This window comes from Algoriphagus sp. NF, from assembly GCF_028823735.1.
In the GTDB taxonomy this organism is placed as follows: Bacteria; Bacteroidota; Bacteroidia; order Cytophagales; family Cyclobacteriaceae; genus Algoriphagus; species Algoriphagus marincola.
The window spans coordinates 14,785-39,703 of the sequence record NZ_JAPEIB010000023.1 but is presented as its reverse complement, the minus strand read 5'-3'; the positions used below and the strand labels follow the sequence as shown (position 1 = coordinate 39,703).

The 24,919-nt window shown below is 42.8% G+C and carries 24 protein-coding genes; 15 read left to right on the top strand and 9 right to left on the bottom strand.

What is annotated here, in order from left to right:
• Window positions 1–3 precede the first annotated feature (3 nt).
• Genes OU792_RS12035 through OU792_RS12025 form a run of 3 tightly spaced genes read right to left on the bottom strand, consistent with a single transcriptional unit; the run spans window position 4 to window position 1,591 of the window.
• Window positions 4–597: an anthranilate synthase component II gene (locus OU792_RS12035; protein ID WP_274670288.1), complete on the bottom strand. Its 594-nt coding sequence runs from the start codon at window positions 595–597 to the stop codon at window positions 4–6.
• Window positions 581–1,135, bottom strand: a complete 555-nt coding sequence (locus OU792_RS12030) for a CvpA family protein (RefSeq protein ID WP_222583874.1) — start codon at window positions 1,133–1,135, stop codon at window positions 581–583. The genes OU792_RS12035 and OU792_RS12030 overlap by 17 nt, the downstream gene beginning before the upstream one ends.
• Window positions 1,136–1,138: 3 nt before the next feature.
• The gene (locus OU792_RS12025; RefSeq protein WP_026947799.1) at window positions 1,139–1,591 is read right to left on the bottom strand and encodes a GatB/YqeY domain-containing protein; all 453 of its coding nucleotides are present in this window, start codon (window positions 1,589–1,591) and stop codon (window positions 1,139–1,141) included.
• Window positions 1,592–1,652: 61 nt separating this feature from the next.
• Between OU792_RS12025 and OU792_RS12020 the strand changes: the two genes are divergently transcribed.
• The 7 genes from OU792_RS12020 (at window position 1,653) to OU792_RS11990 (ending at window position 10,036) form a co-directional block, all read left to right on the top strand.
• Window positions 1,653–2,384, top strand: a complete 732-nt coding sequence (locus tag OU792_RS12020) for a pyridoxine 5'-phosphate synthase (RefSeq protein WP_134199752.1) — start codon at window positions 1,653–1,655, stop codon at window positions 2,382–2,384.
• A 61-nt stretch (window positions 2,385–2,445) separates the two neighbouring features.
• Window positions 2,446–3,609 carry a CynX/NimT family MFS transporter gene (locus tag OU792_RS12015; RefSeq protein ID WP_134199754.1) on the top strand — a complete coding sequence of 388 codons (1,164 nt, stop codon included), beginning with the start codon at window positions 2,446–2,448 and terminating at the stop codon, window positions 3,607–3,609.
• Between the two features lie 61 nt (window positions 3,610–3,670).
• Window positions 3,671–4,273, top strand: coding sequence for a DUF2179 domain-containing protein (locus tag OU792_RS12010; protein ID WP_026947802.1), 603 nt, complete (start codon window positions 3,671–3,673; stop codon window positions 4,271–4,273).
• On the top strand, window positions 4,273–4,980 hold the full coding sequence (locus OU792_RS12005; protein ID WP_134199756.1) for a tRNA1(Val) (adenine(37)-N6)-methyltransferase: 708 nt from the start codon (window positions 4,273–4,275) through the stop codon (window positions 4,978–4,980). Before OU792_RS12010 ends, OU792_RS12005 begins: the two co-directional genes overlap by 1 nt.
• A 121-nt stretch (window positions 4,981–5,101) precedes the next feature.
• Window positions 5,102–6,550 carry an IPT/TIG domain-containing protein gene (locus OU792_RS12000; RefSeq protein WP_208325260.1) on the top strand — a complete coding sequence of 483 codons (1,449 nt, stop codon included), beginning with the start codon at window positions 5,102–5,104 and terminating at the stop codon, window positions 6,548–6,550.
• A 10-nt stretch (window positions 6,551–6,560) separates the two neighbouring features.
• Entirely contained in the window at window positions 6,561–8,966 is a 2,406-nt protein-coding gene (locus OU792_RS11995) for a TonB-dependent receptor (protein ID WP_274670287.1), read from the top strand.
• The gene (locus OU792_RS11990) at window positions 8,966–10,036 is read left to right on the top strand and encodes a DUF4249 domain-containing protein (RefSeq protein ID WP_274670286.1); all 1,071 of its coding nucleotides are present in this window, start codon (window positions 8,966–8,968) and stop codon (window positions 10,034–10,036) included. Before OU792_RS11995 ends, OU792_RS11990 begins: the two co-directional genes overlap by 1 nt.
• Window positions 10,037–10,048: 12 nt before the next feature.
• Here the strand turns inward: OU792_RS11990 and OU792_RS11985 are convergent, their stop codons facing one another.
• The gene (locus OU792_RS11985; RefSeq protein WP_134199762.1) at window positions 10,049–11,380 is read right to left on the bottom strand and encodes a saccharopine dehydrogenase family protein; all 1,332 of its coding nucleotides are present in this window, start codon (window positions 11,378–11,380) and stop codon (window positions 10,049–10,051) included.
• 119 nt (window positions 11,381–11,499) lie between these two features.
• Here OU792_RS11985 and OU792_RS11980 point away from each other — a divergent pair, with 119 nt between their 5' ends.
• From OU792_RS11980 to OU792_RS11955, 6 genes are all read left to right on the top strand, one after another.
• Window positions 11,500–11,979 carry a cytidine deaminase gene (locus OU792_RS11980; RefSeq protein WP_134199764.1) on the top strand — a complete coding sequence of 160 codons (480 nt, stop codon included), beginning with the start codon at window positions 11,500–11,502 and terminating at the stop codon, window positions 11,977–11,979.
• Window positions 11,979–12,626: an alpha/beta hydrolase gene (locus OU792_RS11975; protein ID WP_134199766.1), complete on the top strand. Its 648-nt coding sequence runs from the start codon at window positions 11,979–11,981 to the stop codon at window positions 12,624–12,626. The genes OU792_RS11980 and OU792_RS11975 overlap by 1 nt, the downstream gene beginning before the upstream one ends.
• 90 nt (window positions 12,627–12,716) lie before the next feature.
• Window positions 12,717–13,154, top strand: a complete 438-nt coding sequence (locus tag OU792_RS11970; RefSeq protein ID WP_026947810.1) for a UPF0158 family protein — start codon at window positions 12,717–12,719, stop codon at window positions 13,152–13,154.
• Window positions 13,141–13,971 carry a glycerophosphodiester phosphodiesterase family protein gene (locus OU792_RS11965; protein ID WP_134199768.1) on the top strand — a complete coding sequence of 277 codons (831 nt, stop codon included), beginning with the start codon at window positions 13,141–13,143 and terminating at the stop codon, window positions 13,969–13,971. Before OU792_RS11970 ends, OU792_RS11965 begins: the two co-directional genes overlap by 14 nt.
• A gap of 73 nt (window positions 13,972–14,044) precedes the next feature.
• Window positions 14,045–14,317, top strand: coding sequence for a hypothetical protein (locus tag OU792_RS11960; RefSeq protein WP_026947812.1), 273 nt, complete (start codon window positions 14,045–14,047; stop codon window positions 14,315–14,317).
• A 146-nt stretch (window positions 14,318–14,463) separates the two neighbouring features.
• On the top strand, window positions 14,464–14,964 hold the full coding sequence (locus OU792_RS11955) for a GNAT family N-acetyltransferase (protein ID WP_134199769.1): 501 nt from the start codon (window positions 14,464–14,466) through the stop codon (window positions 14,962–14,964).
• A gap of 54 nt (window positions 14,965–15,018) precedes the next feature.
• On the opposite strand, the gene OU792_RS11950 is transcribed toward OU792_RS11955, so the two are convergent.
• From OU792_RS11950 to OU792_RS11940, 3 genes are all read right to left on the bottom strand, one after another.
• Window positions 15,019–17,364 carry a TonB-dependent receptor domain-containing protein gene (locus OU792_RS11950; protein WP_134199771.1) on the bottom strand — a complete coding sequence of 782 codons (2,346 nt, stop codon included), beginning with the start codon at window positions 17,362–17,364 and terminating at the stop codon, window positions 15,019–15,021.
• Window positions 17,365–17,428: 64 nt separating this feature from the next.
• Window positions 17,429–18,682 carry a sensor histidine kinase gene (locus OU792_RS11945; protein ID WP_134199773.1) on the bottom strand — a complete coding sequence of 418 codons (1,254 nt, stop codon included), beginning with the start codon at window positions 18,680–18,682 and terminating at the stop codon, window positions 17,429–17,431.
• Window positions 18,679–19,362: a response regulator transcription factor gene (locus OU792_RS11940; protein WP_026947816.1), complete on the bottom strand. Its 684-nt coding sequence runs from the start codon at window positions 19,360–19,362 to the stop codon at window positions 18,679–18,681. The genes OU792_RS11945 and OU792_RS11940 overlap by 4 nt, the downstream gene beginning before the upstream one ends.
• A 203-nt stretch (window positions 19,363–19,565) precedes the next feature.
• Between OU792_RS11940 and carB the strand changes: the two genes are divergently transcribed.
• Together carB and OU792_RS11930 are read left to right on the top strand one after the other, a co-directional pair.
• On the top strand, window positions 19,566–22,385 hold the full coding sequence (gene carB / locus OU792_RS11935; RefSeq protein WP_274670285.1) for a carbamoyl-phosphate synthase large subunit: 2,820 nt from the start codon (window positions 19,566–19,568) through the stop codon (window positions 22,383–22,385).
• Between the two features lie 22 nt (window positions 22,386–22,407).
• Window positions 22,408–22,674, top strand: coding sequence for a DUF4834 family protein (locus OU792_RS11930; protein WP_026947818.1), 267 nt, complete (start codon window positions 22,408–22,410; stop codon window positions 22,672–22,674).
• Here OU792_RS11930 and OU792_RS11925 read toward each other — a convergent pair whose 3' ends face one another.
• Together OU792_RS11925 and OU792_RS11920 are read right to left on the bottom strand one after the other, a co-directional pair.
• The gene (locus tag OU792_RS11925; RefSeq protein ID WP_274670284.1) at window positions 22,675–23,904 is read right to left on the bottom strand and encodes a class I SAM-dependent methyltransferase; all 1,230 of its coding nucleotides are present in this window, start codon (window positions 23,902–23,904) and stop codon (window positions 22,675–22,677) included.
• On the bottom strand, window positions 23,904–24,893 hold the full coding sequence (locus OU792_RS11920) for an aspartate-semialdehyde dehydrogenase (RefSeq protein WP_274670283.1): 990 nt from the start codon (window positions 24,891–24,893) through the stop codon (window positions 23,904–23,906). Before OU792_RS11920 ends, OU792_RS11925 begins: the two co-directional genes overlap by 1 nt.
• Window positions 24,894–24,919: the final 26 nt, after the last annotated feature.

Below are 24,919 nucleotides of genomic sequence, written 5' to 3'. Positions count from 1 at the left end.
GTTCTAAATGAATTGAGACTCTTGCTTTACTTCCAGATCGGCCCATTGAAGCCAGTTTTGAATAATTTCCAATCCGTATTCTGTCAGCAATGCTTCGGGGTGATATTGAATTCCAAAGATTGGAAGGTAGGTATGCGCTATAGCCATTATTTCGCCCTTTTTTGTTTTTAAAAGAGGAGAAATCGTCTCCGGCAGATCAGTCAATTGCAGGGAATGATACCGGGTGACAGAAAATTCATCAGGAAGTCCGTCCAGACAAGGATGACTTTGGTGTCGAAAAACCATCCTGACTTTTCCGTGGGTTGGCTGATCATTTTTGATAAGTTTGGCTCCAAAAAACTCACCGATAGCCTGATGGCCCAAGCAGACTCCAAGAATGGGTTTCGTCTGATGAAAGGTCTCCAGAATCTGCATCAAATTTCCTGAAGTAGCAGGTCTTCCAGGACCCGGAGATAGAATCAAACCGTCAAAGGGTAAGTCCTGCAAAGACTCCACCGAAACATCATTTCTGACAATTTTTAATTCCTGCCCAGTCTGAAGAATCAGATCAGCCAACATGTGACTGAATGAGTCAAAATTATCAATTAATAGCAGCATCTTTGACCTTCTCCACGAGCTCTTCAAACTTACTTTTGGTGGAATTGACCGAAGGAAAAATCGGTTCCACTGCATCGATTACCGCAGGAGCAAGCGGCTCTACATAGCCAATGAGTTCTGATTCTCTTTCCCACTTTTTGGGTAGGTCTAAGTCAAATTCATTGGTGAACCATAAAAAGAGGCTCAAGAAAAACCCTGCTTTCAGGATGCCGAAAAGTACTCCTCCCATTTTGTCAAAAGAGCCCAAAATGGTTAAATCCATGATTTTTTTCAGAATCCATCCTACGCCATTGATCAATAAAATACTCAGAATGAAAATGATCAAAAAGCCCAATATCGGATAGGCAAGATTGATGGAATCTACATTTTCACCCAGCCATTCTGCAGCGGGCTCCATGAAATAAAAGCCTAAAACGAGGGCTACTACAAAACCGACCAAACCCAGAATACCGAGCAGAAAGCCTTTTTTGTAGCCCTCATAAGCTCCTAGGGCTAGGAGCAAGATAATGACAATATCGACAAGAGATTTGATCTCCAAGTGTTAAGAATTCAATAGTGCTTTTACTTGATCAGCAATAGCCTTGCCATCTGCTTTCCCGGCCAATTCTTTACTGGCCATTCCCATTACTTTGCCCATGTCCTTCATTCCTGAAGCACCGGTTTTGCTGATGATCGCTTGGATGGCGGCTTGGATTTCTTCCGGAGAAAGAGCCTTTGGCAAAAACTCCTGAATCACCGATAGCTCGGCCATCTCTACCTCATGAAGGTCCATTCTTCCCTGTTGCTCATAAATGTCAGCTGAATCTTTTCGCTGCTTTGCTGCCTTTGTCAGCAACTTCATCTCATCTTCTGCAGATATTTCTCCCTTGGCTCCGCCTTTGGTTTCTTCCAAAAGAATCATGGACTTAAGGGCTCTTAAAGCCGTCAACCGACTTTTATTTTTAGCCAGCATGGCAGATTTAATTTCACTTTCTATCTTTTGCTTCAAACTCATCGGTACTCAGTTTATGTTATAACTTTGTTCTAGAGACAAAATTACCCTTTTCGGGCTTTATATGACCAAATTAAGTGTAAATATCAATAAGATCGCAACTCTGCGCAATGCAAGAGGAGCCAATAACCCAAATGTAGTCCAAGTAGCAAAAGATGCCGAGCGCTTTGGGGCTGAGGGGATTACCGTTCACCCCCGCCCAGATGAGCGTCATATCCGCTATCAAGATGTATTGGACCTGTCCGAGGTGGTTACCACGGAGTTCAATATCGAAGGATACCCAGACAAGCGCTATCTGGAATTGGTCAGAAGGGTGAAGCCTGCTCAGGCTACCTTGGTTCCGGATCCGCCGGAAGCGATCACCTCCAATACAGGATGGGATACAATTACTCATCAAAGCATGCTCAAGGATATCGTGGCAGAATTGAAGGAGTCCGGCTGCCGTGTATCGATCTTTATCAATCCAGAGGAAAAATATTTTGAGCCGGCAAAAATTACTGGGACAGATCGGGTAGAACTCTATACAGAGCCCTATGCTGCGTTCTATCATCAAGACAGAGAAAAGGCAGTTGCTCCTTACGTCAAAGTTTCAGAACTAGCCAAAAAATTGGGACTGGGACTAAATGCAGGTCATGATCTGGATTTGTATAATCTCGCGTTTTTGAAGTATAAGATCCCTTATTTGGATGAGGTGTCAATCGGACATGCGCTGGTATGTGATGCCTTGTATTTTGGTCTGGAAAACACCATTCAGATGTATCGAAGAAGGCTGGAGATGCCGGGAGATTGCCTCTGATAAAAAAAGCTAGGCCCAAAATTAGATTTTGGGCTTAGTTTTGCGAAAGCACTCTGAAGTCTTGAAAAAATCCTCTGATCAGTTTTTACTTTTCCTAGGGATCATTCTGATCTCTATTAACCTCCGCACAAGTATTGCCTCTGTCGGTCCATTGATCCCCTTTATTCGAGAGGATTTAGGTATTTCCAATGGTCTCGCAGGCTCCTTGACTACGCTGACTTTGATCACTTTTGCCATATTTTCGATCTTTTCTCCGAAGATTGGTAAGCGGTTGGGCAATGGTCGGGCGATCTTTCTAGGGATTTTGCTTCTTTCCATTGGTGTAGTTGTCCGGGTTTTGGGTGGAGTTGAGATTTTATTTGTTGGGACAGCCCTGACTGGCGTGGGAATAGTCATCGCCAATGTGCTGATGATTCCGTTTTTTAAGGCGCATTTGCCGGAGAAGCTCGGTCTCCTAACTGCAATTCTCTCCACCGGAATGTCTCTCTTTGCTGCAATAGCTTCCGGGATCAGCGTGCCTTTGGCTGTTGATCTGGGTTGGGGCTGGAGAGGATCACTTGCTTTCTGGGTCGTATTTATGCTACTTGCTTTGGCGGTGTGGTTTCCTCAGGCAAAAGCCAAACCCATCAGAAATAAAGGAGAAGGGCAGGTCGGTAAAAATGTATGGAAATCCCGGTTGGCTTGGCAGGTGACGCTTTTTATGGGCGCTCAATCGGTCATGTATTTCACCATGGTGACTTGGCTTCCTGATATGTTGATTTCTAAGGGAATGAGCCCTGTAAAGGCCGGAATTGCGCTTTCCTACATGCAACTCATCTCTTTGATTGGAACCTTTTTCGCTCCATCTTTTCTTATGAAACTTCGGCAGCAGCATATGGTAATTCTTGGAGTATCGCTTGGCTACTTGCTTGGCTATCTTTTGCTTTTTTCATCACAAGAGTGGGTGCTTTTTGTAGCAATGACCATCATTGGCATAGGTAGTGGGGCAAGCCTCAGCATTGCTTATACTTTGATATCGCTTCGAACTGCCGAAGATCAGACTACTTCCAATCTTTCAGGGATGGTACAGTCTGCAGGCTATGTTCTTGCAGCATTGGGTCCCATGCTCTTTGGAATTTCTCTTGATTTGGTGGGGAATTGGGATTTTCTGATTTGGTTTTTGCTTGCCATGACCATTCAATTTTTGTTTTTTGGTTGGAGTGCAGGAAAGGATCAAAAAATCTGAGACAGTTTTAGGACAGCTAAGAAGATTAATTGCCTTAATTTTGCCCTAAAATTAGACCGATATGCAAGAATTTTTCACCGACTTAGGAATCTCTGAAAACCTCTTTAATTACTTCATCATGCCTGCGCTAATTTTCATTGCGCGTGTAGGGGATGTTTCGATTAATACCCTTCGCATCATGTTTATGATGAATGGGAAAAAGAATGTGGCTCCTATTTTAGGTTTTTTTGAAGCGCTTATTTGGCTTTTGGCGATTGGTCAGATTTTTCAAAATATTGATAATCCTGTTTCCTACATAGCCTATGCCGGTGGATTTGGAATGGGAACCTATGTAGGAATGCGTTTTGATGAAAAGCTTGCACTGGGTCGGGTACTCGTGCGGGTCATCACTCCAAAGCCCCTCCCCGAACTGATCGAGTATATGAAAGAGCGAGACTATCGATTTACCAGTGTGGGTGCTGAGGGCAGGTATGGCAAAGTCAACCTTCTTTTCACAGTCATGAAAAGAGACTCCCTGCAGACTTTTGTAGATAAGGTAAAGTCAATTGACGAGAAGGCATTCTACACCATTGAAAGCGTAAAACGGATTTCCGAAGACGATCTGAATGTCATGGAGGATAAGCCTCGCTTCAAAATCTGGCTTGGTAGAAAAGCTCGAATTTAATGCCTAATTCCTGGTTTCAATTTCAGCAATTCCGAGTCAATCAGGACCGCTGTGGAATGAAAGTCTCCACCGATGCGGTGCTTTTGGGTGCGTTGGCGAAGGCAAAGAGCCCCAAACGAATATTGGATATTGGAACTGGAACGGGTGTCATAGCGCTGATGATGGCGCAGCGATTTTCAAATGCAAATATTACGGCAGTAGAATTAGATTCTGATGCTGCCAGTCAGGCGAGCGAGAATTTTGAGGAAAGTGATTTTTCAGCCCGTTTGGAACTGGTCCATGGAAGAGTCCAAGACTATGATTCCACTGGAAAATTTGACTTGGTAGTAAGCAATCCCCCTTATTTTTCCAATCATCTACCTACCTCCAATCTCAAGCGGCAGCGTGCACTTCACACGGATAGCCTATCTTTTCATGACTTGGTAGAGGCTGTGGAAAGAAACTCGTCAGCCGATGGTGAATTTTGGGTAATTCTTCCTCCCAAAGAATCTGCTGTCTTGGAAGAAATGCTTTTCAATATAGGTTTTTATTGCAGTAAGTCAGTTTTAATTCAGCATAATCCAAGGCTTAAATTTCATCGGGTTGTTTCTTCTTTTTCAAAGCATCAAAAGGAAAGGCTGGTAGAAGAAATTGCTTTAAAAAATGAAAAAGGGAGTTTCTCAGAAGCCTATAAAAAATTAATTTCTGGTTTTTTACTCGGTTACTAAATTATAAACCTGCTAAATTCTCACTGTAGCAAATTAGATTTTGAATTCGTAGTTGGATAAAGTATCTATTTCTCTATTTTTGAGATTTAAAAGACTACCACAAATGTTAAAATTTCGGTTCTTGAGCTTAGTTTTTATGCTCATGTTTATTCTTTCTTGTACCGAGGAGGATCCTGAAGTAATTCTTGTTACCACGGAAGAAGTATTATTTGCAAGCGGAGATGAGATCCGCTTATTAGGCCGAGTAATCAGTAATCAAGAACTCTCCCTTGTAGATCATGGCTTTTATGTCTCAGAAGATGCATCATTTTCAAGCCCTGCGATCGTTTCATTAGGAGTAAAAGATGGTCCGGGCAGATTTATAGGTCAATTGGCCGGCTTGAAAGTTGGGAGACCTTACTTTGCAAAAGCATTCATGGACAGAGGAGCTGAGATTGAATTTGGGAATGTTCTGGAGCTTTCAACTTTAGAACCAGCGATTCTCGACTTTTCTCCAAAGTTCGGTGCCGTCGGGGAGGAGATTTTGATAGAAGGAAGGAATTTCGGTGCAGATCCCCGTGTCTTTTTTGGAGGGCAAGAGGCTCAGGTGATTGAAAACACTCTTCAGAGTAGGTTGCGCGTTCGAATTCCTGCTGCAGAAGGAAATCAAATTGTTCCCATCCGGGTAATTGTACAGGATCGTGAAGTATCACTTTCCGAAAGTTTTGAATATCAGATAGGTACTTATGAGAAGATTAGTACATTCCCTGAATCTATCCGGGTCTATGACAATGTTTTCTTCCAGAATGGACCGGGTAGTTTTTTCATTGGCCTAGGTTCCGAGCGGAGATTGGCATTTTTGCCTGGTTTCCAGCAATATGACGTATCCTCATCCACTTGGCAAGAGGTAGCTTTTCCAGGAGCCAGTCGATCCTTTGCCTTTTTCACCGATCATTACATTGGAGGAGGACTTGGTCAATTAGGGTCCAACCCCTTCGTCTATGAGGGAAGTTTTTGGGGCTACGAAGACGGAGTTTTTACCCAATTACCGGATTTACCTTTCTTGAGCAGGGATGCTATTGCATTTGAGCTGGGAGAGGATTTGTATGTTATTGGTAAAAACCCTGACACCACGAAATTTTTCTTCCGCTTCGACAAATCCGAGATGCGCTGGGAGCTTTTACCCACTCCAGAGCAAGAATTCACTCGAAATGACGCTGTGTTTACCTATCAGGGAAATGCACATTTGATTGATTCATTGGACGGTACAATCTGGCGATACAATCCAAATTCAGGTGCTTGGGATGCAATTGGGACATATCCTGGCTCTCTGGGAAATGGAAGAGGAATGGCAAGGGTAATCGGCGATAAGGCCTTCATTGGACTCTTTGAGCGATCAGATCAAGTATTTGAGTTGGATTTGAACAGCTTTAGCTGGAAGCCCAAAAACCCCATGCCGGGTCTCCCTCAGAGTGTCCTGGTTGGGCATTTTGTCAGTGGTGGATCCTTGTATATCATGAGAGTACCCGATATTGCGCTGGCTGGAAACTTCCCAATGGATTTTTATCGATTTGACCCAGAGGGTATTTAAAAGACTATTTATGAAGAAAATTCTACTCACTTTCCTTACCATTTGTCTAGTGACTATCGGGATGGCACAAGAAAAAGCCAAACCGACAGTCATCGGTCGAGATATTGGGCAATTGAAAAATATCAGGATCAATGGTCGAATCATTGATGAAATCACGGGGGAGGCTTTGGTGGGAGCAACCGTCACCATTACTGAGATCAATCAAACCAGAATCACGGATAATAACGGTGAATTTGAATTTAACCTGGACAGAGCCGAGTACACGCTGGAGTTTAGGTATGTAGGATACGAGAGTATTACCTACCCAATCGTAGCAGTTGGTGACGGAAGAATCGCTATGCGGATGATTCAGGAAGACTTCGAATTGGACGATGTGGTCATTTTTGGTAGAGATCCGGAAAAGAATATTCGCTCTACCGATATGGGGGCTGTGACGATGAGTATGAATACCATAAGGGAATTGCCTCCTTTTCTGGGTGAAGTGGATATTATTCGATCCATGGCCACCTTACCCGGTGTATCCCAAGTCGGTGAAGCAGCAGCTGGCCTAAACGTCCGGGGTGGAGGTGCAGATCAAAACCTAATTCAATTTGCAGGTGCTCCGATCTACAATCCAACCCACCTTTTTGGTTTGTTTACCTCTTTCAATCCCGACGTCGTCAATGATGTAACCCTTTACAAATCGGTGATTCCTGCGCGATTTGGTGGTCGTGGATCGTCCATTTTAGATATTCAGCCAAAAGCAGGAAGCATAGACCGCTGGGGAGGAGATTTGATGGTGAGCAACTACTCAGGGAAAATTGGAATCAATGGACCACTGGTCAAGGACAAAGTTTCCATCAAAGGAGGTTTCAGGGGCTCGTATATCAATTGGTTTTTGGGTGCATTGAGTAATCCGGATTTGAATAATTCCCAGGCAAATTTCTATGATGGGAATCTCGTTATTTCTGCTCCAATTTCTGAAAAGCAGGAATTCACCTACAGCTACTATACTTCCTACGATGATTTTGCTTTCGCTTCGGATACCACTATTTCTTGGAAAAATAACTCGCATTCGATCAATTGGAAGGGGAGATTCGGAGATAAGCTAGGTGTACAGGCTTTGGGCTACCTGACCCAATACGATTACAATATTTTCAATCGATCAGGGATCAATGATTTTGATCTCAATTCTGGGATCGAAGATTACGGGGTGAAGCTTTTTGCTACCTATAATTTTTCCGAAACCAATGTGCTGACGGTTGGTGGAGATTTTAAGGATCTGACTATTCAGCCGGGAGAATTGGTGCCTACCAATCAGCAGGAGTCGGGAATTCTGCCACAGAAAGTCCAAGATGAATTTGGTAGAGAAATGGGCGCACACTTCCAGCATGAGTTTGAATTGGGAGAAAAAATTGGGGTTTCCTATGGTTTGCGCTATGACCTGTTCCAGTACTTTGGTCCTCGTACAGTTCGTCAATATGCCCCAAATCAGCCATTGTCTGACGGCAGTGCGATTGGAGAAATTGACTATGCTGAAGGGGATAAAATCATTTCTTATGATGGACTTGGACCCCGAGCTTCGGTTCGCTATTCACTTTCGAAGTATAGCTCGATCAAAGCTGGATACAATAAAATGTACCAGTTCATTCATCTGATCTCCAATACGGCAACCATCGCGCCCACTGATATCTGGAAACTTAGCGATGACTTTCTGAAGCCGCAGATTGTTGATCAATATTCCATCGGTTTTTACAACAACTTCATGGGGAATATTTTCGAGACCTCGATCGAGGTGTATTACAAGGATATTCAGAATGTAGTTGAGTATAAAGATGGGGCCAATCTCATTTTGCAAAATCACCTCGAGACTGAACTTGTTCCGGCACAGGGACGAGCCTTTGGTGTGGAACTTTACGCAAAGAAAAACCTTGGAAGGCTGACGGGATGGATTTCTTATACCTATTCACGAAGCTTGAGACGCGTGATTACCGCATACGAGGAGGAAATAATCAATGACGGAGAGTGGTTTGCTTCCAATTTTGACAAGCCGCATGACGTGACATTGATAGGAAATTACAAGCTAAGCACCAATACTTCCGTATCTGCTACCTTCGGCTACAGTACTGGGAGACCGGTTACTTTTCCGGAGGCGAAGTTTGATTATTCCGGAAATAATTTAGCCTATTTCAATCGCAGAAATGAGCAACGCTTACCTGACTTTCACCGATTGGATATTGCGGTCAATTTCAAACTCAAGGGAAGCGGACGGTTCTTCGAGGACGGGGACTGGACCTTCTCTATTTTGAATTTGTATGGGCGAAAAAACCCATTCTCCCTGTTTTTTGTGGATGAGCAAGGCGCTCCACCACAGGCTAATCGATTGGCAATTTTGGGCGTGCCATTGCCTAGTTTGAGTTATTCAATCAAGTTTTGATGGAAAAGATGTTAAGAAGATTTATATACCTGATTTTTCTCCTGCCAGTGGCATGTATTGATCCTTTTGAGGTAGGACTGGAGACAGGCGAGCAATTGCTTACTGTAGAAGCAGTATTCACTTCTCAGCCAGGCAGGCAGACAGTTCGGTTGACTCGAAGTGATACCTATGGGTCAGTATTTGAAGGATTGATTAGGCCAGTAAGAAGTGCTACAGTGATAGTAAGAGATGATTTGGGGAATGTGGTTTTTTTGGAGGAGGATCAAGACAACCGAGGAACCTATGTGACTACTACTGATTTTGCAACTGTGCCTGGGAGGTCCTATACACTTCAGATTCAGACTGTCGAAGGAAAAGTATATTCGTCCTTTCCAGAAAAAGTTCAAGCTGTCCCTGAGATCAGTAATCTTTCTGTTCAGACCACGACCGTGCCTGTGGAAGGAGAAATCAATCCTCGCTCAGGTGTGCAGTTGGTGGTAGATATCCAAGATCCAGCTGCTGAGAATAATTTCTATTTCTGGAAAAATGGCCCAGCTGTTTATGTGTTGGAAACCCGACCAGATTTATTTACACCCAGGCCTTCGGATGCCAATCCCAGCCGTGAGCCTCAGCCAAAGGATTGTTGTTTTACCTGCTACAGAAGTGAGCAAATTGACAATAGTGGGATTTTCATTGCCAATGATGATAATTTCAATGGGCTTAGCACCAAAATCGTCGCTGGTTTTGTGGAGGACGATGGTTTACGATTTGTCAACACGTACCGGGTTGACCTCCGTCAAATCAGTATCTCCCAGGATGCTTATCGATTCCTTCGTTTGGTCAAGCAGCAGACAGAAATCAGTGGATCAGTGTTCGATCCACCACCAGCAAATATCCGGGGTAACCTAGTGAATTTGGAGGATCCAGAAGAAGTAGTTCTTGGGTACTTCATAGCTGGTGCTGAGACCGTGCGCAGGATTTATATAGATAAAAATGACCTGACTTTTCAGCAGCCAAAAGCGATCATCCCGGATGATTGTAGATTGGTAGAAGGAGCTCAAGAAGATGCTCCTGCGGATTGGAATCCATAAAAACAGAAAGATTTAGTCTTCCAGCAGTTCCTCCTCAAAGCGGATCCCAAATTCTTCTAACTTCTCAAGGATGGGCAGGTAAATTTCGGGCTTAATGGGCATATGCAGACCCTTGAGTTTGATTTTTCCTTCCAAAAATAAATCCACTGCAATGGCAAGCGGCAGGCCTACTGTTTTTGCCATTGCAGTAAGGGAGGCATTTTCTCCCTTTACAACTAGGCTGGAGAGCAATTTTTGATTTTTATCCCCTTTTCGGATTTCAAACTGATGTTGCATGACGATCATGTCTCGATCAGTTTCTTCGAGAGCCCATTCTTTTTCTAAAATCGCCTGTAAAATCTGGGCCGGACTTCCTTGATAAATAGGCAAAGGGTCATGGGAAAAAAGACCAATCCACTGGATTTTTTCAAAAGTCGGGAAATCCATTTCCGGAAAGAAATCGGTGAGTTTTTCTTCTACAGAACGGTCGGTATCAAAGGGCAAAAAGCTATTCAGGAAATCCCGTTTGCTGCTTCCCTGTGGAGGATTGAGCTCGATACTGTCATCGGTCAGACCGAGCTGAACTAAAATATCCCAAGCCTTGCAAAATCCCGTTCGCCTCAGTGTTCCCCGAAGCATGGTTGGGATATTTTCCAATCCGTAGGTTTTGCGATAGCCAAGCGAGTCTCTGTTGGGGTAGCCTTCGTACTCTCCTAATCCTTTGAAGTGGATTGGTTTGATTCGTTTGAAGAGTTGGTGATAGGGAATGTATTTGAGTCGGGACTGTTCGATATAGCGGGACATTCCCTGTCCTGCTAAAACCACATTTCTTGGGTTCCAGGTGAATTTATATTTCCAGGGGTTATCCTCGCATTCGGGGGAAAGTAATCCTCCGGCGTAGGACTTGAATGATAGGATCTCTTCCCCTTTGGTCTTAGCCTCGTCGATGATTTTCATGGCAGACATGTGATCGATGCCAGGGTCCAATCCACATTCGTTCAGAAAGAAAAGCCCTTTTTCTTCAATTTGTGATCTCAAGGCTCTGATCTCCTTGCTTTCATAGGATGCTGAGAAAAAGTGTTTGCCAAGCGCGACACAGTCTTCTGCTATAAGTGGATGCAGGCGAGCCGGAAGCATAGAAATGACCAAGTCTGACTCTTCGATAAGGTCTCTTCGCCTTTCTGCATTGGATATGTCCAAGGCTTCTGCACGGGTATTCGGACGGTTTCGGAGCTTCTTTTCTGCTACACTACTATCCAAATCAGCCAAGATGATCTCGCGGTGTTTTTCTACAGCTTGGGCTACTAAATAGTCAATTAAAAAAGTGGAGGATTTCCCACCTCCCAAAATCAAAATTTGCTTCATATTTCTGGGGTTTCTCAGCTAAAATTGGTCAATAAATACTTCAGGAAAAAAGTAAATGGGAGGAAAATGAAAAACAATTGTGACTGTAAATCGTCTTATTTTTTCCATCTTCGAAAACTATGACTAAGGATAATACAGATTCAATTTTTGAAATCCTTGATATTCAAGATTTAAGCACTGAGGAGCAGTCGCTTTTGCAAACTGCACAAGAGATTTCCGAAAAAGCCTATGCCCCTTATTCCAACTTTCAGGTAGGGGCAGCGGTGATGCTTTCAAATGGTACTGTTCTCAAAAGCAGCAATCAGGAAAACGTCAGCTTTCCTGCGGGAGTCTGTGCGGAGCATTTGGTACTGAGTTATGCAGGGGCAAATTATCCCGAGTCCGCTCCAGAATGTCTCGCGATTGTGGCAAGACGAAAAGGAGAGCAGTCTTGGGCCAATGTGTCCCCTTGTGGTATCTGTCGACAGGTCATCAATGAGGTAGAAAACCGCTTTAAGCATAAAATCAAGATGATTATCTTACGGGAGGATGGCAGGGTTTATTCTATCCCAGGAATATCAGCCTTGTTACCTTTGAAGTTTGATGATCTAAATTCCTGATGATACGATCTACGCATCGCTTTACATACGAGTCCACATATTTTTTGTCCAAAGAACCTGACGAAAAGGTCAAAGATTTATGGATCGTTTTTCATGGTTACGGACAGTTGGCGGAATATTTCCTTCGCAAATTTCAGTTCTTAGCCACCGAAGAAAGGCTATTTCTTGCTCCGGAAGCCACTAATTATTCCTATCTCAAAGACTTTAAAGGTAGGGTCGGTGCAAATTGGATGACCCGTCATGAACGTGAGCTTGCCATAGCCAATAATCATCGCTACTTGGACGGTCTAGTCGAAGGGATTTTAGAGTCTTTTGAACAAAAGCCTAGAATCCATGTACTCGGATTTTCTCAGGGAGCCGCCACTGCTACTCGATGGGCTTCCCAATGGAAAGGGAGCTTGGATACATTGCTGCTTTGGGCTGGAGGATTTGCGGAGGATATGGCCTTGGATATTGCCAGGGATAAATTTGAGGAAACTACGATTTTTTCAGTGTTAGGTTCTCAGGATCAATTGATTACTGAGGAGAGTTTAGCTCGTCAAAAGATCTTGATTCAAGGTTTGAACAGAGACGTTGAGCAACTTGAATTTCAAGGTGGGCATGAGCTGGATTCGGAGCTTTTAAGAAAAATTGTAGAAAAGGCTTGATAGCTCAGAATTTGGTCTTTCTTTTGTGTGAAAAAAACAATTGGTACAAAAACCGACTTTCATTATTTTTCCAGAAATAATTAAAAACCAATGCTTTCGCTTACTGATCAAGAGGTAGACCGGATTACTACCCAACTCCTAAAAGGAATGGTGTGCTTTTTCCAAATCGATAAAAGGAAAATCCACCACATGCCGGACGATGAAGATTATTTCAACTATGACTTGACTCCCGATGAGGAGGATATCTTAGATGAAATCGATGCCAATCCTGATAATTACGCTGAATTTACCAAAATGGAAATTCCTCAGGAGCATCAAATGATGCAGGATTTTATTGATCGGTATGTCAAGGAGCGAAACCTCGCAGAGGATCTTGTAAATGCACTGACTAAGCCGAAGTCGCTCACAGCTTATAAGTTCTTGATCGATGAGTCTAAATACAAAAATCAGTGGCATGAGCATCGCCAACTGAAATATAAAGATTGGGTTCGGGAGCAAGTGGATAGTTTCAACTATGCAGAGGACTGATTTCCATTTCAAAGGCTTAGCGATGCTAGGCCTTTTTTTCTTGCCATTATTTTTCACCCATCTCTCAGCGCAGACCCTTTTTGAGCTAATTTCCTCCTCCAAGGCTTATCCGGTTTCCCATCGTGGAATCAGTGAAGAGCAGCCCGTGGAGAATTCTCTGATAGGGATAGAAAAGGTCCTGCTTTCTGGTATTGACTTTTTCGAAGTCGATGTGAGAAAAAACGCTGATGAGGAATTATACCTCCTTCATGATGAAACGCTAGATAGAACTACTTCTGGTCTCGGCCGATTGGATAGCAAGTCCAATGGTGATTTGGCAGGAGTTCAGCTAAAAATAACTGGCGAGCCTATTCCCACATTTCAAAGCTTTTTGGATTTTGCTAGAAATGACTCGCTATGGATTATGTTGGATGTGAAGGAGCCAATTCTTGATGAGGTACTATCCCAAACCAAGGCAGCGGGATTAGATTCTCGAAGTTTGATTTTGACTTTTGATAGAAAAAGAGCTCAAGAGGCTTTGGGAATTGAGGGTGACTTTCTCATTTCTGTATTAGTAACCAGGATGGAGGACCTTCACTTCTACCAGGAATTATTCAGATCAAGAAGATTTTTAGCTTATGTTCCCAAAGATGCTGAAATAAGCTTATTTCAAGCTGTTGCTGGCGAGGGGGTTCCTATTCTGACTGATGTGATGGGGGAAGTAGATCGAAAAGCTATTGAGGATGAAGGGGAGAGTTACCGTGATTTTTTAAAAGAAAGGAAGATCAATCTCTTGGTCAGTGACAATCCATTGTTGCTTCAGAAAAGTGTTCGGTAAAATTTGGGCTTTTATTTTCGAGCAATTCTATTTATTTTAATTTGGCTTTTATTCCAAACAAAATTTCATGTACATGGAAAATAAGACTTTCGCCGAGATGACTGATGAAGAATTATTGCTTGAGAAAAAGAAGCAGAAAAACTCGAAGATTTTTCATGCAGTTGCAATTGGATTTCTTGCGGGAACCCTGATTTTTGGAATGGGGGGTTGGTTAATGTCTCCAGAAAAACGAATTGGTTTTCTGATTCCTATGCTGATTCCAGTAGTTTTTATTTATAAGATTTTAAAAGGTCCAAAAAATGACAATGGGTTGGAGGAAGTTTTAAAGCAACGAGGTTTAAGCTGAGCTTTCCAAATATAGAATTGATCTAATTGACCATTTAAGCTGAGGGTCTTTTTGATTTTATTTGATCATTTAGGGTGAAAGCCAGTTGACTTGGTTTTAACCATATTAATAATACTTCAAACTGATTTTTTCTTAAATAGATGATCATGGAAGACCATCAAATTACTATTCGAAATGAACTCAAGGCTGGTGATTTAGGTCAAGTTGCTGCTTTGCATGGTCGAATTTACTTCGAAGAGCATGGTTTTGAGATGGGCTTCGAGGCATACGTCATGGAAAGCCTGTTGGAGTTTTACCGGCAATATGACCCAGCTAGGGACAAGGTGTGGGTGGTAGAGGCTGATGGAGGGATGGTTGGTTTTTTATTGCTAATGCATAGGCAGGACGAGCAGGCCCAACTTCGGTATTTTATCCTAGAAAAGAAATACAGAGGAATGGGTATAGGCAAAAAACTGATGCAGGAGTGGATAGATTTTTATAAAGAAAAAGGTTACAAAGGTGCGTTTTTGTACACCACATCTGGACTTGACCCGGCAGTCAGTCTTTATGAGCGATTCGGTTTCAAAAAGGTCAGCCAAATCAAATCGAGGAATTTTGGTGTACCACTTTTGGAAATGCTCTATCAATTGAAGATGGAGAAGGCATAAAAAAACACCTCCAATTTAGAGGTGCATTTTTCTTATTACCCAATCTATGTTTTTTTAAAAGCTGTATCGTGCACTCAAGAGTGCTATCCGGGTTTCTCTTTTGGAGTAGAAGTCTTGGTTGAAAGTATTGGTACGTGCAAATCCAGCCCATCTTCTGGTGTCGAAAATATCTCTAACACTTAATGTGACAGAACCGCGGTTGCCTGCAAAACCTTTTTGGACACTGGCATCCACAAAATATTGAGAGAGGTCTCTACCCTGGGCTTCGATCTCTGGAGATTCATAATTGGCTACCAATTGGAAATTGATTCCATAGGGAAGTTTGAAGTCTTGGGTAAGCTTCGTATTCCAAGAGAATCCTGAATTGGTAAATTCTTCACCGATATTCGAACCATCCACCGAAATCTGGAAGATGGTTACGCCACCATTTAGCGAGTACCATTCGTTGATTTCTCCTACTCCGACAAATTCGACTCCGTATGAAGTGGAGGAAAGTAGGTTGTCCGGCTGAGAATAGGAAATTCCGTCTTCAATTATAGTGACATAGTCCAGTTGTCCGTCGGTATGGCGGTAGAAGATATTTGTAGCAAAGCTTGACTTATCAAAATTCGCCAAATGCCCAAGTTCGAAAGAGTCAATCATCTCCGGCTGTAAGTTGGGATTACCTCTTCGTACATTCAGTGAATCTGTAATATCTGGGAAGGGGTTCAACCTCCAAGCAGTGGGCCGGTCAATTCGGCGACTATAGGTGAATTTTAATGAATGATTATCATTCAAGTTGTACATAGTCTGCACACTTGGAAAGAGGTTAAAATACCTTTGCTGGTTTTCTTCCTCTGTATTTGCCAAATAGGTATCTACTATGGTTGCCTCACCTCTTAATCCTAAAGAATATTCAAATTTTTTCCCAGCATTGGCATAAATGAAATAAGCCGCGTGAATCTGATCATTATAAATAAAGCGGTTGCTGATGGCAGGGTCTTCCACAAATTCTTGGCTCTGCTCATCTAGACGCTCATACCGGTAGTCATTGTCAAATTCCCGAATGTTGGATTTCAGACCAGCTTCTATTTTTCTTTTTTCATCCAAAGGCTTGATGTAATCAACCTGAAAAATAGAAATGTTTCTTACCTCATCTGTAACAGCCCTTTCCTGACCATTCAAATTTGATGGATCAGGATTCAGCGTATTTCTGAAAATATCAATGTTTTGGGTTTTGAACTGATTTCTGTAGGAATGACTGGCCAATGCCCGGAGGCTATGTCCTTTGTCAGCGAATGAATGCTCAAATATCAAGGCGTTATCAATTCCTTCATCCGATTCATTTTCATTGTTTCTTCGGACGTAGTCAAACTCAAACAATTCGCCGTTTTCCAATCTTTCCAGCTCTGCAAAAAGGGTGTTGGTCTGATAATCCATTCCATATTGATACACACCTTCATAGCTCAAAACGTTATTTCCAAAGTAATAATCAGCACCGGCATTTAGATTATGTCCCGTTCTTCTGGAAGAATTTCGTGTGTTTTGCTCGAGCGTTTCGTTAGTTTCGAATATTTCGCGAGTAGAAGATCGATCACCTACGTCTCGCCAATCTCGATAATTATACCCTCCAAACACATTGAAACGCTTTCCTCTGTGATTCAGACTTCCTCCAATATTACTTCTACCCCGAGTACCGTAAGTACCTTCTACATTTCCGTGAGTACCGAAGTCTTGTCCTTTTTTCAAGATAATGTCGATCACACCACCTTCAGCTTCCGCATCAAAGCGAGCGTTTGGGTTATTGATGATCTTAATTTCTTCAATGGCAGAGGCAGGAAGTTGATCCAAGTTTTGTGTGAGGGAGGAGTTTCTACCATTGATCAGGATATTGGTGCCCGAACTACCTCTTAGCGATATGCTTCCATCCTCAGATACAGTGATAGATGGGGTATTTCTTAGGATGTCTAAAAGCGTACCACCAGTATTTGCCAAGTTATTGTCTGGAGTAACGGTGATGCCTTCCATAGTGGATCGAACGGGCATTTTGGTTGTTTGGACGACGACTTCCTCCAAGGCTTGTCCTTCGCTTTTCATGGATAGTTCTCCAAGGTCTTTGGAAGTGCTCAGATCGATATCAGAAACGATCAAATCCTCAAATCCTAAGAAAAAAGCTTTGAAGGTGTACTTTCCTTTTGGAGCGCGGAGGGAAAATTCTCCATTTTCGTCAGTGTCTGAGAATACTGTAGGGCTGGCATCTTCTATCGATTGAAATAAAGCAACCTGAACAAATCCGAGTGGCTCGCCGCTTTGATCATCGATTATAGTCCCTGAGAGGGTGTTTTCCTGCCCAAAAATTGGAATTGATACAAAAAGCCCCAGAAAAATACTGAGGTAAAAAGATTTAATTGTGGCGTACATTGTTGGTTTGGTTTAAGTCTTCGCTACAAGAATACAATATGATTTTGTAGAGAATTTGAAGCGATTACTTAAACAAAATAGAAATCACGTGCAAATTGTTTTCAATTCGGTAGGTAGGTCTAAAGCCGTAGGTTTTACAGATTTGCTTGACAATAGCCAAACCCAAACCAATTGAATCAGAGCGGTTTTCGGCTCTTTTAAAGCGCTCAAAAAAGATTTCTGGATCAAAGTCAGGGAGTTTTCCAGTATTTTCTATTCGTATGGAGTATTCATTGAGTTCTACCTGAATTTTTCCGCCTAATTGATTATGCTTGATCGCATTGTTTACCAAATTCTGAAGCAGGACTTCGGCTACAAAGGGATGAATTTTCACAAAAGCTTCCTCTTTGATTTGGGTTTTGAGATTTAGATCTTTCATTTCGATCAACTCCTCCATACTTTCAATTACTCGAAAGAGAACTGGACTCAAATTGATCGTCTCCGGTGCTTCAAACTCTTCATTCTCCAACTTGGCAAGCATGGATAGAGATCGTACGATTTTGTTGATCTTTTCATTGCTTTGATAGATGGACTGAATCATGGCAGCTTGATTTTCGCTGATATCCTCATTCATCATATGCTCGAGTTTTCCGCGGATGATCGCCGAAGGGGTCTGGATCTCATGCGAAAGATTCTCAGAAAACTCCTTCATTTGGCGGTAATCTTTTAGGAGTTTCAGAGACATTCGAGAGAGAAAACTATTCAGTTTGTTAAATTCAGAGATTGCATACTGATCGAATTCCAGGGGTTTATTTTGCTGAAAATTAAAGCCACGTATTTTGGACAGGGTTCTATGAAAGGGTCTAAGAATTCTCTTTGATCCAATTCTTACAAAAAAGCCAAGAATCACCAGCTGAATCAAGAAAATCGAGGCCATTGTGATGACGACTGTTTCGGTGATATCCTCGCTTTCAATCACCACATTATAATAGGATATCCGGTAATGTTTGTCCTCAGTTTTGAAAGATTTACTAGCCTTGAGTTGTTTTTCATGGCGGTTCATCGGGTCATGATAAGCGACTGTATCTCGAAGCGAGAGTTCTTCGATGGGAAGGTTGAAAGGGATTTCTTTTATTTCGAGCTTATCATAATTCAATCTATCTGGTGGTACTCCTGCTTTTACTCTCTGGGCATAGGCCTCAATCTGACGGTCTAGTTCGCGTCCGAGTTCAAAGTCAATTTCGGAATCGAGTTTTTTATAGATCAAAAATCCACCGATCAGCAGACCGACCATTGTGATCAAGATATACCAAGCGGTGAGAAGGTTTAGTAGTCTCATTTTGCGTTCGCGTCAAATTTATAGCCTATGCCATAGACTGTTTTGATGTAGTCCTTTCCACCTGCCTTCTCGATCTTCTTTCGAAGATTTTTTACATGTTGGTAGACAAAATCAAAGTTGGCCAAGTCATCGGTGTAGTCTCCCCAAAGATGCTGGGCGATGGCTTCCTTACCGATGACTCGATTTTTGTTGGTCAGGAAAAAGAGGAGTAGGTCATACTCTTTTTTGGTCAGATCCAGGACACTTTGATTCACTTTTGCCTCCAGAAGTTTGGTGTCCAGATTGATTTCATTGAAAATGATTTGATCCGAGCCGTCCAATTTGCTTCTGCGGTAAATGGCCCGAAGCCGGGCAAGTAATTCCGAAAGATGAAATGGCTTTGGCAAGTAATCATCTGCACCCAAATCCAAACCTCTAAGCCGATCATCAAGGGCATTTTTGGCAGAAATAATCAAAACATTTGCAGAGATTTGATTGGATTTGATGAAGCTTAGGATGTCCAGTCCATTTCCATCAGGAAGCATGAGATCCAGCAGGATGCAATCATATTGGAAAGCCAAAAGCTTGTCCTGCGCCTCGAAAAGGTTCTTGGCTGTTTCGCAGCGGATATTCTCCTGCTCAAGGTAGTTGACCATATTTAGGGTCAGATCTTCATTGTCCTCGATAATAAGTACCTTCATAAGGCTTTACTTTTGGGGCGGGTTTTGGGTGAAAGTCTTGAAATTTACAGCTAGGCTTTGAAGCAATTTTGAAGTAATCAAATTAGCCTTTTTTTATTTCTATTCAGGATTCTTCTACTTTTCTCCATGTCCCTATCGGATATTTTTCTAATTTTGACCCAATTTGGACTTAAGTAAAATTTTCTTCTCAACCCACCTTTCAAATGCCTAAAGACAGTAGCATCAAGCACATTCTTATCATCGGTTCTGGCCCTATCGTCATTGGTCAGGCTTGCGAATTTGATTATTCCGGTTCGCAGGCTGCAAGATCACTGCGGGAAGAGGGTATCATTGTCACCTTGATCAACTCCAATCCGGCTACGATCATGACAGACCCAGTTACCGCAGATAATGTATACCTGCTACCTCTGGAGAAAAAATCCATTCGAAAAATACTGACTGACCACCCGGATATCGATGCTGTACTGCCGACCATGGGTGGTCAAACTGCATTAAATCTAGCGATCGACTGTGATAAGGCTGGAATCTGGAAGCATCACGGAGTAAAAATGATCGGGGTGGATATCGACGCAATCGATACTGCCGAAAATCGGGAGAAATTCAAGGCGCTGATGGAGAAAATCGGGGTAGGTGTCTGTAAAGGTGCTACTGCCACTTCCTTTCTTCAAGGAAAAGAAATCGCTCAAGAGATCGGTTTTCCGCTGATCATTCGTGCCTCCTATACGCTTGGGGGTGCTGGAGGTGCTTTCGTGGAGACCAAAGAGGAATTTGAAAAAGCGCTTTCTGCGGGACTACAAGCATCACCGGTTCATGAAGTCTTGATCGAACAAAGTATTTTGGGCTGGAAGGAGTATGAGTTGGAGGTAATGCGCGATAATATCGGGAACATGATCGTGATCTGTTCCATTGAGAATTTTGACCCGATGGGAGTGCACACTGGAGACTCTATCACCGTAGCACCCGCTATGACCTTGCCGGATACGGTCTACCAGCGAATGCGAAACTATGCCATCACGATGATGAATTCCATCGGGAACTTTGCAGGAGGATGTAATGTGCAGTTTGCCGTCAGCCCTGACAATCAGGAAATCATCGGTATCGAGATCAATCCTCGGGTTTCCAGATCTTCGGCCTTGGCTTCTAAGGCAACTGGATACCCAATTGCTAAAGTAGCTGCCAAGTTGGCAATCGGCTATAATCTGGATGAGCTTTCGAACTCCATTACTGGAACCACTTCAGCTTATTTCGAGCCTTCGATTGATTATGTGATCGTGAAGATTCCTCGTTGGAACTTCGATAAATTCAAAGGCTCTGACCGTCGACTAGGACTGTCCATGAAAGCTGTGGGCGAGGTCATGGGGATTGGAAGGAATTTCCAAGAAGCCTTGCAAAAAGCCTGTCAGTCTCTAGAGATCAAGCGAAACGGATTGGGTGCAGATGGAAAAGAGCTTCGGGATCAAGAAAAGATACTCTATTCCCTAGCTAACCCTAGCTGGAATAGACTTTTTCACGTTTATGATGCCTTCAAGCTTGGTATTTCCTTCCGTACCATTCAAGATCTTACCAAAATCGATAAGTGGTTCCTGAAGCAAATCGAGGAATTGATCCACCTTGAAGCTGAAATTGATAAATATACCATAGATACAATTCCTCACGAGGTAATGGATATGGCTAAGAAAAAGGGGTATGCAGATCGTCAGATTGCTCACCTACTTGGCTGCTTAGAAAGCGAGGTTTTCAACAAGCGCTACACAGAAATGGGAATCAAGCGAGTGTACAAGCTTGTGGACACCTGTGCGGCTGAGTTTGAAGCTCAGACTCCATATTATTACTCTTCCTTTGGGGAAGAGAATGAGTCCATCCGTACTGACAAAAAGAAAGTGGTTGTTCTAGGTTCAGGACCGAATCGGGTAGGACAGGGGATAGAATTTGATTATTCCTGTGTGCATGGTGTCCTTGCAGCCAAAGAGTGCGGATACGAAACCATCATGATCAATTGTAACCCAGAGACGGTTTCTACGGATTTTGATGTGGCGGATAAGCTTTACTTTGAGCCGGTATTCTGGGAGCATATTTATGAGATTATCCTTCATGAAAAGCCTGAAGGAGTGATCGTACAGCTCGGTGGTCAAACTGCCCTGAAGCTTGCAGAGAAGCTAGATAAATACGGGATTAAGATCATTGGTACCAGTTATGAGGCCTTGGACTTGGCAGAAGACAGAGGTTTATTTTCCACGCTCCTGAAAGATAATAATGTACCTTATCCAGAGTTTGGTACGATTCACAATACTGATGAGGCGCTTGAGCTTTGCAAGACCATCGGCTTCCCGCTGTTAGTGAGACCTAGCTATGTGCTTGGAGGACAGGGGATGAAAATTGTGATCAATGAGAAAGAACTGGAAGAGCATGTGGTAAACGTGCTGAAGGATATTCCAAACAATGAGATTTTGTTGGACCACTTCTTGGAAGGTGCGATTGAGGCAGAAGCCGACGCGATCTGTGACGGGGAGAATGTCTATATCATAGGAATCATGCAGCACATCGAGCCTGCCGGTATCCACTCCGGAGATTCCTATGCCGTATTACCTCCCTACAACTTGGGAGATTTAGTCATCCGGCAGATCGAAACTTACACCGAGCGAATTGCGCTAGCACTGAAGACACAAGGTTTGATCAATATTCAGTTTGCCATCAAAAATGACAAGGTTTATGTGATCGAGGCCAACCCTAGAGCTTCGCGGACCGTTCCTTTTATTTGCAAAGCCTATCAGGAACCTTATGTCAATTATGCCACAAAGGTGATGCTTGGAGAGAAAAAAGTCAGTGACTTTGAATTCAAACCGGTCAAAAAGGGTTATGCTATCAAGGAGCCTGTCTTCTCCTTCCACAAATTCCCGAATGTGAATAAGGAGCTTGGGCCTGAAATGAAGTCCACCGGTGAGGCAATCTATTTTATTGACGATTTGATGGACGATTACTTCTTGAAAATCTACTCAGAGCGAAACCTGTATTTGAGTAGATAATTTCGAATCAAAAAAAGCTTTAATGGGAGGTTTATTAAAATTTATCATAATTCTTTTGGGTGTCGGATGGTTGCTTGGGCAGCTTATCCGATACTTTCTTCGTACCAAGTTGGCAAAATTTGCTCAGCAGGTAAGCGAGATGGAAAAAGAGCAGCGTAGAGCACAACAGGCTGCTTCCAGATCAAATGAGGGGGTGAATGTGGATTATATCCCTAAAAATCACCAAAAGAAACGCCAGAAAGATATTGAAGGCGGAGAATATGTAGACTATGAAGAAGTGAAGGAGTGATTACATTCCTTCACTTTTTTTCTTGCACCAAAAAACCTTATAGCCTTTCATGGTTTTTGTCGCAATTAAAAAATCATCCCCTCCATCTTTAAGCCCCATTTTCTTTTTTAAGGAGTCGGCACCCAGGACATAGTTTCTGGTGATGATATTCACTTTTCCGCTAGGGAAGAGCTTTTTGATTTCCTGCTTCTTCAGATTTACTTCTTGGATCACTTCAAAGGTTCTCCCAGGAATATCTTCAGGGACTTTGTTTCCTGTATATAAATGGCTGTTTTTTTCCAGCTTTTTTAACCCGAATCGCTCTCCAAAAAGATTGAAGGCTCCTGATTTTAAGATTCCGCTAAGGGGTTCAATCAAGTACCTTTCCGGTTCTGAGTAGTTAGCATCAGCCTGTTCTTCTTCTTCTCTGTCAAAGCTAAATTGTTGGAATTCTCTACCCAAATCCACCACTTTTATAGATTGCCGATTGGAAATCGATCCTTTTTTCCAATGGAGCAAAAGCTCTTTTACCTCGTTCTTGACAGAAATGATTGTGACTTTTTGGATGTCCGGGAGCTCTTTCCATGCCTGGGAAATATCCAGCATGGGAGAGGCTTTGATTAGAATCTGTTCAGATTTGGAAGTTAAGAGGGGCCAATTGTTTACTACATCGGGCTCGCAGTCCTGCAGTTTGTAAAGCTTTTGATTACCGGAGCCTCTTCTGGCAGGGTCGGCATAGATTAGGTCAAATTGGATAGCTGTTTTTTTTAAAAACTCTAAGCCATCGCCTTCTACAAAGTCAAACTTTCCTCCTAAACCCTCCAAGCCTTCCGAATTCTTGGATAGCTCCAATTGCTCAAGATTATACTTCGATATCCTGAAAAGTTCAGCCTGCCTTTCGCAGTAGACCCCTTTTTCAAAGCCTTGGCTTAGATAGAAAAAATCCACGGCCAAACCCCCGGTGAGGTCAATCATGGTTTTTCCTTCGAGTCCTTCTGCCTTGAACTTGGCAGTTTCTTCACTAGAGCTCTGCTCCAAAGCCAAAGAGGCAGGAAAGAGTAAACTTGGGTTGTTTGACCAGCTTGGGAGTTTTTTAGATGCCTTTTGTCGGGCTGAAATCTGATGCACAGCCATTTTCAAGTCAAAAGGAACTTTGCCCTGATACTTAAAAAGCAAAAGTGCAGGATCGACTTGGAGATGATCCTGCACAAATTTTTTGAATTCAGCGCTATTTGCTTCGCTGATATCCATTAGACCAGTTTATTTGCCAGCAAGTACTCTGCGATTTGTACAGCGTTGGTAGCTGCTCCTTTTCGCAGATTGTCTGCAACGATCCACATATTCAGCGTATTGGCTTGAGACTCATCTCTGCGAAGTCTTCCTACAAATACCTCATCCTTCTTGTGGGCATGAATTGGCATGGGATAAAGCAATTTTTCCGGATCATCCTGTACGATGACTCCCGGGGTTTTGGTAAGTAGGTCACGGACCTCAGCCAAGTCAAAATCTGTCTTAAACTCTACATTTACCGATTCAGAATGACCACCCATGGTAGGGATACGTACTGTAGTGGCTGTAACAGCAATACTATCGTCAGAGAAAATTTTCTTTGTCTCATTGATCATTTTCATCTCTTCCTTGGTGTAGCCGTTAGGCTGGAACACATCGATGTGTGGAAGGACGTTCATGTCAATTTTATAAGGATAAACCATTTCAGGCTCTTCTCCTGCTCGTTCAGCCATCATCTGATCTACCGCAGCTTTTCCGGTACCTGTGACAGATTGATAGGTAGAGACTACCACTCGCTTGATTCCATATCGCTGACGTAAAGGTTCCAAAGCCAAGACCATCTGAATCGTAGAGCAATTGGGGTTGGCGATGATTTTGTCTTCTTTGCTCAGCTCCTTGGCATTGATCTCCGGTACAACCAGTTTTTTGCTTGGATCCATACGCCAAGCGGAGGAATTGTCTACCACAGTAGTACCTGCCTCAGCGAATTTGGGAGCCCATTCTAAAGAGGTGCTTCCACCCGCAGAAAAAATAGCGATCTCAGGTTTGGCTGCTACTGCATCGGCCAAGCCAATAACTGTATGGGTTTTTCCCTTGTAATCGATTTGTTTTCCCACAGAGCGCTCAGAAGCGACTAGTAGTAATTCATCATATGGAAAATTGTGCTCGTCTAGCACTTCTAGAATTTCAGAGCCTACCAGACCGGTTGCTCCTACCACTGCTAATTTCATTTGTTATAATTTGTCTTTAAGCGGTC